Genomic DNA, 11975 nt, shown 5'->3' on the forward strand with positions numbered 1-11975 from the left:
GTAGCGGCGGAGGGAGTCGAACCCACGACCTCACGGGTATGAACCGTACGCTCTAGCCAGCTGAGCTACACCGCCGAAATTATAATGGCTCCGCAGGTAGGGTTCGAACCTACGACCACTCGGTTAACAGCCGAGTGCTCTACCACTGAGCTACTGCGGAATAATTTCTTTCGTCCTTAAGACAATATTTAATTTATCATATTTAAAATTAAACGTCAATGCATTTTCAATTTTTTTTTACATTTTTTTCAAAATTAAATTTTAACTAGGTTTTTATTAGATAATCCTCTCTCCTTTTCTGTTTCTTTGATTCTTAAAACTTAAAAAATGTTTTATTCCATTTCGTCTATATTCTAATGAAACTTTAATAACCGATTTCAAAAAAGAGATTATAATATACAAAACACTTTAAAAGTTACATAATAAAATTCGGAAAGTGAAATAACATTAATAAGAAAGGATGAGTTTATGAATATATTCAAACAGTTTTGGTTTAGTTTATACTCTCCAAAAACAATTTCAAGATATAGACTCCAAAAAATCGGTAAAACTATCTTTTTTCTTTTCCTACTAGCAATTTTATATACTCTTCCAGGTTTCTTTTCATTCGAAAAAGCTGTGAAGCTACAAGTAAATAATGTATCAGATTTACTACGTGAAAATATCGATTCCATTACTTTAAATAAAGGAACATTAAAGATTAACGATAATACACCATTCGAAAGAATTGTTGGCGGCTATAAATATGCTTTTTATCCGAATGAAACTGTAATTCCTTCAAAAATAAAGGACGACAAATATGCAGTTGTCGTGTTAAAAAATAGAGTAATCATAAAAAATGATAATGGCGAGCAAGATTATCCTTACCCATCATTAAAAACGAAAGTAATTAGTAAAAATCACGTTTCAAATTTTATTAATAATGTTTCTCAAGGTCTTCCAGTCTTTTTAATTGCATTATTCTTCCTATTTTATTTAGGATCTTGTATTTTCATATTTATTGTAGCTACTTTATTAGCGTTTTTGACAGCTATATTTAAGTCAACTAAGCATTTACCATACAGACAACGATTTGCTATGGTTTCGTATAGCTTAACATTACCTACAGTTATCTATCTAATACTTGGATTATTAAAAATAAACATACCATTCCAAACAATGATATTTATTGTGATCACAGCAGTTATGTATTTACTAACAATAAAAAATTTACCTTCAAAAAAATAACGATCAAAGAAGTGTGTCTTTACACTTCTTTTTTTATTTTCCCCTCCTTTTTTATGGAATAATTAAAATGGACAAGCATATAGTTCTACAAAAGGAGTGATAAATATGAAAAAAATAGCTTTTTTGTTTGGAGCTTTATTATTGGCATACATAATATTCTTTGATCTTAATGTTGGGACGATTCCCACTAAACATATTGCAACAGTTGCAAAAGCTTCAAATTCTGAAAAAAAATCGAATTCTCTTCCAAAATATGAGAAAGTTCAAGTAAAGAATGGCGACACTGTTTTAGGAATTATCGAAAGTTTAAATCCTGATTATAGCCAACCAATTAGCCAAATTACTAAGGATTTTAGTAATTTAAACAGTGGACTTTCACCGACTAAAATTCAAGCTGGGAAATCATATAAATTCCCAATTTACTCTTCACAAAAGTAAATTTTGTGATATATTTCTTTTGAACCAGTTGATAAAATGAGTAATCATGAAGAAAATATGATAATGTAGATATAAACAAATTGAAATAAGTTTTGAAGGAGCGAGTTACTCGTGAACGAAATTACACATAGAAGTAAAACACGTGCAGTTAAAGTTGGAAATGTAGTTGTTGGTGGTGCGAATGAAATTTCAATCCAAAGTATGACGACAACAAAAACACACGACGTTGAAGCAACAGTTGCAGAAATTAAACGACTAGAAGAAGCTGGATGCCAGATTGTTCGAGTTGCTGTACCAGACGAAAGAGCTGCAAATGCGATCGCTGACATAAAAAAACAAATTAATATTCCTCTAGTTGCTGATATTCACTTTGATTATAAATTAGCATTAAAAGCAATCGAAGGTGGAATCGATAAAATAAGAATTAACCCAGGTAATATCGGACGTAAAGAAAAGGTTGAAGCAGTCGTAAATGCTGCGAAAGCAAAAGGAATTCCAATTCGTATCGGTGTTAATGCTGGTTCATTAGAAAAAAGAATTTTAGAAAAATACGGTTACCCAACTGCTGATGGAATGGTAGAAAGTGCTTTACATCATATTAAAATCCTTGAAGATTTAGACTTCCATGACATCATCGTTTCAATGAAAGCATCTGACGTTAACCTTGCAATCGAAGCATATGAAAAAGCATCAAAAGCTTTTAACTATCCTCTACATTTAGGGATTACTGAATCAGGAACTCTTTTTGCTGGAACAGTTAAAAGTGCCGCTGGATTAGGTGCAATCATCAGCAAGGGTATCGGTAATACAATGCGTATTTCATTAAGCGCAGACCCAGTTGAAGAAGTAAAAGTTGCAAGAGAATTACTAAAATCTTTTGGTTTATCATCAAATGCAGCAACATTAATCTCATGTCCTACATGTGGACGTATCGAAATTGACTTAATTAGTATCGCTAATGATGTTGAAGAATATATCTCTACATTAAAAGTACCAATTAAAGTAGCAGTTCTAGGTTGTGCAGTTAACGGTCCTGGAGAAGCACGTGAAGCAGACATCGGAATTGCTGGAGCTCGTGGTGAAGGCTTACTATTCCGTCACGGAGAGATTGTTCGTAAAGTACCAGAAGAAACAATGGTTGAAGAACTAAAACGTGAAATTGATATCATTGCAAAAGAAAAACTTGCAGAACTAGAAGCAGCAAAAGGTTAAAGGCAGGAAGTTAAAGGCAGGATTTAGGAAAAGCAGGGTAAGGCTTTAGGAAAGTTCAAAGGCTATTTCTCCAATTTATCCAATAAACGAAAAAAGGTTAAGGATTATTTGATCCTTAACCTTTTTTATGTTTTTCCTATGACCTGCTCTTCCTGCCTTTCCTGCCTTTCCTGCCTTTCCTGCCTTTCCTGCCTTTCCTGCCTTTCCTGCCTTTCCTGCCTTTCCTGCCTTTCCTGCTCTCCCTGCCTCTCTCATATAGAATAATCCTGTGGTATAAAAACCTTTAATTCATTTGGACGAACGAATACCCGCTCTCCTAATTGAATATCAAGTTCGTAAAACAAGTCATTCATGAGTTCGATTTCAACATATTCATTTGTGTCTTCACGTAACACTTCCACGTAAACGATTGGACCTACTGCGTGAATATGTGTCACGATCGCACTAATTGATGTTTGATTTGTTTCAAATTTTTCAATCGTTATTTGGTGAGGTCGTACATATCCTGTAACTTCTTTATGGTCTTTTTCTTCTAGTTCAGGTAATGGTATTTCTAATCCCCCGCTGATTAGATTTCCTTTATTTATCCGACCATGAAATAAATTTACTTTTCCTAGAAAATCATATACAAACGGACTTGCAGGCGAGTGATACACTTCTTCAGGTGTTCCAATTTGTTCGATTGTTCCTTGATTCATAATTACAACTCGATCTGCAACTTCAAGTGCTTCCTCTTGATCATGTGTCACAAAAATACTTGTTATTTGAATCTCATCATGAAGTTTCCTTAACCATCTTCTTAAATCCTTTCGAACTTTTGCGTCTAACGCCCCAAATGGTTCATCTAAAAGCAATACATTTGGTTCTACAGCCAATGCTCTAGCAAGCGCAACCCGCTGTCTTTGTCCACCCGATAATTGTGACGGGAAACGATTTGCAAAGCTCTCTAATTTCACTAATCTTAGTAATTCTGTAACCTTCTCATTTATTTTATTTTTAGTTGGTCGAGTAGCTCTAGGTCTAACTGTTAAACCAAAGGCGATATTATCAAAGACCGTCATGTTTTGAAATAAAGCATAATGTTGAAATACAAAACCAACATTTCTTTCCTTCACTTCTAAATTGGCAACATCTTGCTCTTCAAAGAATATTTCACCATCATCTGGATTTTCTAAACCCGCAATGATTCGAAGAAGTGTTGTTTTTCCTGAACCAGATGGTCCAAGTAAAGCAACTAATTCCCCTTTTTTTATGTTTAATTCAATCCCTTTTAGAGCAGCTTCTTTATCATAATTTTTTATTACATTTGATACTTTAATTGACATATGATCCTCTCCTATTGTTTCGCTCCCCTTTGAACTTTCCATTCAATAATATTCTTTATAATTAATGTCAGAATCGCAAAAATAGACATCAGTGAAGCGACTGTATATGCTTGTGGAAAATGATATTCATTATATAAATTTTCGATATGAAGTGGCATTGTAATTGTTTCCCCACGAATATGACCAGAAACAACTGAAACAGCCCCAAATTCTCCAACTGCTCTTGCATTACATAAGATTAAGCCGTATAAAAGGCCCCATTTAATTTTCGGTAGTGTCACCTTCCAAAAAATATGCCAACCATTCGCACCTAATGTTAGAGCAGCCTCCTCTTCCGCACTACCTGTTGCCTGCATTACAGCGATAAGTTCCTTGGCCACAAATGGAAGTGTGACAAATATTGTTGCTAATACAATTCCAGGAGTCGAAAAAATAATTTTCAAATTATGCTCTCTTAACCATCCTCCGAAAATACCATGATTCGGACTAAATAAAAGTACAAATAGGAAACCTGCTACAACAGGCGAAACCGCAAAAGGTAATTCGATTAACGTTAATAATAAATTCCTTCCTTTAAAATGAAATTTAGTTGTAGCCCACGCAATTGATAATCCAAAAATTGCATTAAGTGGTAGCGTAATAATCGTCACAATAAATGTCAATTTAATTGCAACTAACGTTTCTTCATTCACAATTGTTTCTAAATAAACTGCCACTCCATCTTGGAATGCTTTTATAAAGATAGAAACTAATGGAAGAAATAGAAATAACAATAAAAAAAGAATGACGATACCGATTAATATGATTTGAACTATTTTCCCACTTGAATTCATTTTTTTCTGGGCACTCAATGAGACATTTCTCTCGATAATTATTTCGCTTTCCGTCATTAACTCTTACCCCCTTGGATGTTAAAAGCACGATTGGCGTATCTTTGAAAAATACTAATAATGAATAAGAGGAGGAAAGAGATAACTAACAAAACAACTGCTAAAGCAGTAGCACCTGCGTAATCATACTGTTCTAATTTTGTCATAATTAACAAAGGGGTAATCTCCGTTTTCATTGGCATATTCCCCGAAATAAACACGACAGAACCATATTCACCTAAGGATCTTGCAAACGCTAACGAAAAACCAGTCAATAAAGCAGGTAATATACTTGGAAAAATTACCTTCCAAAAAATTTGAAACCGATTTGCTCCTAAACTTGCTGCAGCTTCCTCAACGTCTTTTTGAAAATTTTCTAGCACTGGTTGGACCATTCTTACTACAAATGGCAACCCAATAAACGTAAGTGCAACAATGATCCCTAGTGGTGTATAAGCAATCTTGAAAGAGAAAAACCTTCCAATCCAACCATCAGGTGAATACAAGGTTGTTAAAGTAATCCCTGCCACTGCAGTCGGTAGTGCAAATGGTAAATCGATAAAAGCATCCACTATTCTCTTCCCAGGAAATCGATACCGCACAAGTACCCAAGCCACTAATAATCCAAAGACAGCGTTTATGATTGCAGCGATAAAAGCCGTTCCAAAACTGATTTTATAAGACATTAATACTCGTTGTTCTGTAACGATTTTTAAAAATTTTGACCACCCAATATCAAATGAATGTAAAAATAACATCGAGATTGGTAAAAAAATAAAAAAACTAATATATAAAATGGAAAATCCAAATGTTAAACCAAATCCGGGTAGGATTCTCTTTCTTTTTTTAAACACTTATGTCAAACCTCCTAAGAATCAAAAATCAAATAAAGAAGACTTGGCTGCAGCTCAATTCTAGTAGCTACTTAGTTTCCAATGTCTCCTTTATTATTTTGCTTTCAAATAGTTCGTTATTGATAGATTTGGTCAAATACTCCTCCGTCATTAAAGTGCTTCGATTGCGCTTTATCCCAGCCACCAAAATCTTTATCGATCGTTAATAATGGTAAAGTAGGATATTGTTTGCTGTACTCTGCAAGGATCTCTTTATCTCTTGGACGATAGTAATTTTCAGCAATAATTTCCTGTCCCTCTTTACTATAAAGATAAGAAAGGTAAGCCTTTGCCACTTCCTCTGTTTTATGTTCCTTTACATTTTTATCAACAATAGCAACTGGTGGCTCAGCTAATATACTGATTGATGGATAAACAATTTGATATTTCCCTTCACCAAATTGCTTCTCTGAAAGTAATGCTTCGTTCTCCCATGCAATTAATACGTCACCAATTCCTTTTTCAACAAATGTAGTAGTAGAACCACGAGCCCCCGTATCTAAAACAGGAACATTTTTATACAATTTCTTCATGAATGCCTTCACTTTTTTCTCATCGCCATTATATTTTTTATCTGCATACCCCCATGCAGCTAAATAATTCCATCTCGCCCCTCCAGAGGTTTTTGGATTTGGGGTAATGACTTGAACTCCTTTTTTCGTTAAATCATCCCAATCCTTAATATTTTTCGGATTATCTTTTCTAACTAAAAATACAATTGTGGATGTATATGGAGTTGAATGATCAGGAAATTCTTTTTGCCAATTAGGTGATAATAGCTGGGCCTTTTCGTTGATTGAATCAATATCATAACCAAGTGCCAGAGTAACTACATCAGCATCTAAACCATCGATTACAGCTCTAGCCTGTTTCCCAGAACCGTCGTGTGATTGTTTAATCGTTACAGTTTGGTTATGTTCCTTTTTCCAATACTTACTGAATGCTTTATTGTAGTTTTCATATAATTCACGTGTCGGATCATATGAAACGTTGAGCAATTCAATATTCTTTGACTCATCAGTACTAGCTTTTTCTGCTTTATCGTCTTTTAAAGTCACATATAAAACGCCTGTAACTGCTAACACAGCAACTACCGAACTAATAATCCATTTTTTTGCACTCAATTAATCTGCTCCTCTCGATTCCATTATTGCGGATTTTCTATTTGCATTTCCCTGAAATTTCAACACATTGTGATCTCCCCTTTAAGGCACAAATACAAAAAGACCCTTAACTAGAAAAAATAGTTAAGGGCCTTTGGTCTTCCAATCAGCCATTTAGATTTTTATATTAGCTTAATAATAAACAGACTATTCCTATGTGTCAACTATGAATTTAGAAAATTTAAAATTATTTTTCTTTCTATTTACCTTTTAGTAAAAACTCGTTGTATACTCAATATTATTTAATTAAAACTAACCTTTCAAAAAGGAGGATATCATGCTGGCTGATTCATATTTTAAACATATCGGTATAACGAAACCAGATGCTGTTTCATTGACCTTACTAAAAAAAATTCATAAACATCATTTACTTTCTATTCCATTTGAAAATCTTGATATAATCGCTAAAATCCCCCTCAGTATGAATCCTTCTCAAATTATGAAAAAAATAGCGAATAGTAAACGCGGTGGTATTTGTTATGAAACAAATTCATTACTCTTTACTGTCTTGCAAGAAACTGGCTTTAACGTCTCCTATATTTCAGCAAAATTTTGGAATGACGAAAAGCTATGCTGGAACCCAGAATTCTCACACTTAGCAATTTTAGTTACGATTGATTATCAACATTATTTGGCAGATGTCGGAGTTGGTGGTGGTTTCATCGAACCAATTTTGTTAAAGAATAACTATGAATACTCTGATCGGAATGGCTCTTATCGCATGTTAGAAATAGACAAAACGACTTTTATTCTTCAAAAATTCGATAAATCTTGGAAGGACTTACTATACATTTCAATAGATCCTAAGCAACTCCATCAATTTCATGAACAATTTATGTATTATCAAACAAGTAAAGAAACTATTTTTACTCAAAATAAAATTGTCAATCTATTAACAACAGATGGCCGAATTACATTATCAGATCATCAATTAAAAGTAATAAAAAACCATAGCATATGCATTACTCATATCAAAAATCAAGACGAGTGGCAATTAATGTACAATCAAATCTTTTCACCAGTTAGGCATGAATTCAGAGTCAGAAACCTGAAAATCTGATTTACTGAACTTTGTCTATTCATTGAGAGGATAAAGATAACCATTTTCCTTTTTTTGAGTAGAACTTCAAAAGACTGTACAAATTAAATTTAAGCTGAAATGAAAGGAGTTTTAAAATTGAAAGAACGAGAAAAGCAAAATAACATGATCAGAGAACGTAGAGAAGATGAAATGAACAATGCAAATGAAAGTCAAAAAAACAACCAACCGCTTCCGCAAGCAAAGGACTTTGAAGAAATAGAATATTAATGCTGAAATTGCTGATGAACGAAAGAGTACTCGACTCCTATGAGAAATGCGGAATGGCTAAAGACCCCGTAGGCTTACCGAGGAGGCTTAGGTTTCGCCTCATGGAAAGCAAAATTATTTTTCAACATGTGAAAAAAAATCGACTTAAAAAGTCGATTTTTTTAATGGATCTAATCACTTTTTCAAAAATGTGTTTTGTAAAATACCAAAATTAACATGATCAGAGTATTTATCTTAAATACTATTAAATAAGTTATTGGACTCCACTCTTTTAAGGTGAATAGTTTTGTACAATCAACTAAATGTATGCATTAGCTAAATAATTTATTTTCTTTGTTTCTAAATTTTAGGTACGACTGGAACCCATAGTTCATGTCTCGGTTTATGCTTTGGAGGGTAATAGCATTCAATACATGGAATATCAGCAAGTTCGTATTTAGATGTTGGTACCCATTCTGAATATAAACGTTTCCACGCTTCTACTATATTTGGAAAAACTGCCCACGTTCTATGAGTAATCGTTAAAGTTTCCATTCCGTTTGGGATTTCACCATTATAGCGTACGCCCATAAAATAGTTAAATTCTTCATCCATAATTGCTGCTTCTTTTCCACAAACCCCTAGCAGACTTTCTAGTATGCATTTCGGTTCTTCCCATGACATGTCAATTAGATTTTGCATATAACCATCTTTTTTAGCGCTATTCCAAAGAGTAGGAATTGTTTTAAATGCTCTACTAGTTTTAACAAGTTGACCTTTACCAACAACTTTTAAATCAAAATCTAGATTCTCAATTCTGTATTCCATTTCTGAATCTCCTTTAATCGAAATTTGAAAAGAAATTTTTGGAAAGGCTTTTAATTGAACACCATTATTACGAGCATCCGAAGGTTTAATTCCATGTATTTTTTGAAATGCACGAGAAAAAGAATCAGCAGAACCGTATCCGTACTTCATTGCAACATCAATTATTCGAGCATCGCTGTTCTGGATCTCAAAAGCAGCAACTGTTAACCTTCTACGTCTAATATATTCTGAAAGTGATATTCCCGAAATTGATGAAAATATCCTTGAAAAATGAAATTCAGAGCAATAAGCTACTTGTGCAATATTTCGATAATTGATATCCGATTCTAGATTTTTCTCAATATATTCTAAAGCATTATTCATTCTCTCTAGCCAATCCATTTTCTCTCTCCTTTCTTTCTTAATCTATAGGAAAAAGCATTTTACTGCCCGACATTTCTTGCACAAATATGTAGGTTGATTTTTACTTCTAGTAATCTTAATGTATTAGTTCTCTAACTTAACAATGAAAAGGAGCCGTTCTCACGTTCTTCGGCTCCTAAGAATTGAATAAAAGTTCATCTTTTAGAAAAAACACTTTATTATCCTCTAACCCTATTTCGTAAAATACGAACAATCAACTTTTACTTACGTTAGTTCCATTAATAAGTTAAGTAATTAACGATCAGTAAAACTACAAAAATAGTGCTTAAGATACCTATCTTTTGAATCCTACTTCTTTTAGCAAACCATGACCATCTTTGTTTTTCAGGAGCAATAACATCAAAAACAGATAATAAATAATCAATCATACTAAATAATAAGACACCTAAAAATAACCAAGTAATATTCGACATTTTGATTCTCCTAAATTAAAACTTACACAAGAGAACTACTCGCTCTTTATTTCATTCCATCTTACTCACCTTATGGATTACCTCTTCTACAATAAAAGGTACTTCTTCAAATGCATTTTTCATATGTAATCGTTCAGTTAATTTATGGGCATCCTTTCCAAAAGGACCAATATTTAAAACAGGTGCATTTAAAGTTTCCATTAGATTAAACGGCAATGAATAACTATCTCCCCATACCGGCGTATTTGTTTCAAATGAAGCCCATCCATTATTTGAATCACTGTAATTAACATAACTTAAATCACTTATTCCATTGAAATAGTGAATCCTTTTTACAGGTAAATTAAATTGATTTTTTGCTAGTTCAGAAGAAAGTTTAATGCATTCCTCAACTAACTCATTTCCAGTAGAGTTAATAGCAGGATAATAAGGTGGTGCAAATAGAATAATAATAGAAGGTGCTAGTTCTTGGCATTGAATCATTAAATAATCTGCAATTCTAAAAGACTTTTCTCGATCATCCCACTCATTATGGGAATTTACCTCCTTTTTTAGATTAAATACATACTCCTCACCAAGTTTATCCGTTGCATATTTTAATAAATCACTATATTTTATAACTTTCACTTTGCCAATCGGATTTACATTATGCTTATTGCATACATTTTCATATTCCAAATTACATTCTCTAGCCGCGTCATTTGCTACTTTTTCGAAGAGATTAAAAACTTCAGATGCATTTCTCTTCATTAAAAATACATTGTATAATGCTACTGAACGAAACGGTGTCTGTGTAGAATAGTCTAAACGCAAGTCCTTTTGTTGTAATGTTACAGGTAATGGTGTTTTTTCACCAAAAGATGTTTCTTGAAACTCAGCATTCCATTCCATTTTTTTCGTTAAAAATGATGCAATATATGGAGATGTCATACCACTAAGTGGCTCTCCAGCATGTGTTTCTTTCCCATAAAATAGTGCTGCCGGCATGATTTTACCAATCGTACCCGAATAGATATAATACTTTGGATCACCAGGTTCTTGTGTAAAAACAGGTTCTCCGTTTAAAAATAATTTATAGTTTAAACTATATTCTTTTCGAAGCTTTACTAATGTTGAAACTGCATCACGCATACCAGCTGAGTTAACCTCTTCATCTGGGACTGTTAATAAAAGAATATTAATTGGCCATTTCTCTATACTAACTTTTTCAATGATTCTCATATGCATTGCTAGTCCCATTTTCATATCCATTGAACCGCGACCGAATAAATATTCTCCAGACTTCAAATCATTCTGTACATCTAAAGAAAACTCTTCAATTCTTTCAATGAATGCATTTGTCAATTCTTCGGTTTTCGTTGAGATCATTTCAAGATCTCCGTATTCTTCTGTATTTACTGTATCAAAATGACTTATTAGACAAATCGTATCCTTAACCTCAGGGTTTTTATATAATGCGGTTAAAAATTTACGACCTTTATCCGAGTCATGAAGCTTCAACTGATTCGGTAAACTTTGGAAATACTCAAGTTCTCTCATCTTTTCATATAAATTAATTGGAAATTGACGTTCTCCTTCAGTTAAAGTTACGCTTTTCCAGCTAACAAGTTCAGAAAGTAAAGATTTTAAATCCTCTGGAGTATTCCATTTCAATCTATTCATATTTTATCCCCCATTAAATTACTATTACATCTCACAAATTCTAGAAAAGCCTCTTAATACCCTTTTTTGTATGCTAAATGGTCTAATAAAACTAGTTTCTGTTAAAAAATGTTGATTTCCGTTCCAGGATGCTCGCTTTCCATGGGGCGTGAGCTGAGCCTCCTCGGCAAGCCTGCGGGGTCTCACCCTTCCCGCTACTCCCATAGGAGTCTCCCACCTTCCACTCCAATCAAT

General features: G+C 33.4%; 13 protein-coding genes and 2 tRNA genes. 5 read left to right on the top strand and 10 right to left on the bottom strand.

Annotation, left to right across the window (positions count from 1 at the left end):
• Position 1 precedes the first annotated feature (1 nt).
• Together B7R67_RS21215 and B7R67_RS21220 are read right to left on the bottom strand one after the other, a co-directional pair.
• Positions 2–75, bottom strand: a tRNA-Met gene (locus tag B7R67_RS21215).
• 10 nt (positions 76–85) lie between these two features.
• A tRNA-Asn gene (locus B7R67_RS21220) sits at positions 86–160 on the bottom strand.
• Positions 161–468: 308 nt separating this feature from the next.
• On the opposite strand from B7R67_RS21220, the gene B7R67_RS21225 reads away from it, so the two are divergent.
• From B7R67_RS21225 to ispG, 3 genes are all read left to right on the top strand, one after another.
• A complete protein-coding gene (locus B7R67_RS21225) occupies positions 469–1227 on the top strand; it encodes a DUF1189 domain-containing protein (protein ID WP_088072989.1) in 759 nt (252 codons plus the stop codon).
• Between the two features lie 105 nt (positions 1228–1332).
• Positions 1333–1665 (top strand): hypothetical protein, encoded by a 333-nt coding sequence (locus B7R67_RS21230; protein WP_088072990.1) that lies wholly within the window; start codon positions 1333–1335, stop codon positions 1663–1665.
• A gap of 111 nt (positions 1666–1776) precedes the next feature.
• Positions 1777–2877 carry a flavodoxin-dependent (E)-4-hydroxy-3-methylbut-2-enyl-diphosphate synthase gene (gene ispG, locus B7R67_RS21235; RefSeq protein WP_088072991.1) on the top strand — a complete coding sequence of 367 codons (1101 nt, stop codon included), beginning with the start codon at positions 1777–1779 and terminating at the stop codon, positions 2875–2877.
• A gap of 75 nt (positions 2878–2952) precedes the next feature.
• On the opposite strand, the gene B7R67_RS21965 is transcribed toward ispG, so the two are convergent.
• The 5 genes from B7R67_RS21965 to B7R67_RS21260 form a co-directional block, all read right to left on the bottom strand.
• Positions 2953–3132, bottom strand: coding sequence for a hypothetical protein (locus tag B7R67_RS21965; protein WP_142289601.1), 180 nt, complete (start codon positions 3130–3132; stop codon positions 2953–2955).
• Positions 3129–4202, bottom strand: a complete 1074-nt coding sequence (locus B7R67_RS21245; protein WP_088072992.1) for a sulfate/molybdate ABC transporter ATP-binding protein — start codon at positions 4200–4202, stop codon at positions 3129–3131. Before B7R67_RS21245 ends, B7R67_RS21965 begins: the two co-directional genes overlap by 4 nt.
• An 11-nt stretch (positions 4203–4213) precedes the next feature.
• Positions 4214–5092 (bottom strand): sulfate ABC transporter permease subunit CysW, encoded by an 879-nt coding sequence (gene cysW, locus B7R67_RS21250; RefSeq protein WP_088072993.1) that lies wholly within the window; start codon positions 5090–5092, stop codon positions 4214–4216.
• Positions 5092–5925, bottom strand: coding sequence for a sulfate ABC transporter permease subunit CysT (gene cysT, locus B7R67_RS21255; RefSeq protein WP_088072994.1), 834 nt, complete (start codon positions 5923–5925; stop codon positions 5092–5094). The genes cysW and cysT overlap by 1 nt, the downstream gene beginning before the upstream one ends.
• A gap of 116 nt (positions 5926–6041) precedes the next feature.
• Positions 6042–7022: a sulfate ABC transporter substrate-binding protein gene (locus tag B7R67_RS21260; protein ID WP_208615682.1), complete on the bottom strand. Its 981-nt coding sequence runs from the start codon at positions 7020–7022 to the stop codon at positions 6042–6044.
• Positions 7023–7404: 382 nt separating this feature from the next.
• On the opposite strand from B7R67_RS21260, the gene B7R67_RS21265 reads away from it, so the two are divergent.
• On the top strand, positions 7405–8187 hold the full coding sequence (locus tag B7R67_RS21265) for an arylamine N-acetyltransferase family protein (protein WP_088072996.1): 783 nt from the start codon (positions 7405–7407) through the stop codon (positions 8185–8187).
• A gap of 117 nt (positions 8188–8304) precedes the next feature.
• Positions 8305–8436: a hypothetical protein gene (locus tag B7R67_RS22710; RefSeq protein WP_268876047.1), complete on the top strand. Its 132-nt coding sequence runs from the start codon at positions 8305–8307 to the stop codon at positions 8434–8436.
• Positions 8437–8775: 339 nt separating this feature from the next.
• Here B7R67_RS22710 and B7R67_RS21270 read toward each other — a convergent pair whose 3' ends face one another.
• The 3 genes from B7R67_RS21270 to B7R67_RS21280 form a co-directional block, all read right to left on the bottom strand.
• Positions 8776–9624 carry an AraC family transcriptional regulator gene (locus tag B7R67_RS21270; RefSeq protein WP_088072997.1) on the bottom strand — a complete coding sequence of 283 codons (849 nt, stop codon included), beginning with the start codon at positions 9622–9624 and terminating at the stop codon, positions 8776–8778.
• A gap of 260 nt (positions 9625–9884) precedes the next feature.
• Positions 9885–10079 carry a hypothetical protein gene (locus tag B7R67_RS21275; protein ID WP_088072998.1) on the bottom strand — a complete coding sequence of 65 codons (195 nt, stop codon included), beginning with the start codon at positions 10077–10079 and terminating at the stop codon, positions 9885–9887.
• Positions 10080–10130: 51 nt separating this feature from the next.
• Positions 10131–11741, bottom strand: a complete 1611-nt coding sequence (locus tag B7R67_RS21280) for a M20/M25/M40 family metallo-hydrolase (protein ID WP_088072999.1) — start codon at positions 11739–11741, stop codon at positions 10131–10133.
• Positions 11742–11975: the final 234 nt, after the last annotated feature.

It is taken from the genome of Gottfriedia luciferensis, from assembly GCF_002156865.1.
Lineage (GTDB): Bacteria > Bacillota > Bacilli > Bacillales > Bacillaceae_G > Gottfriedia > Gottfriedia luciferensis.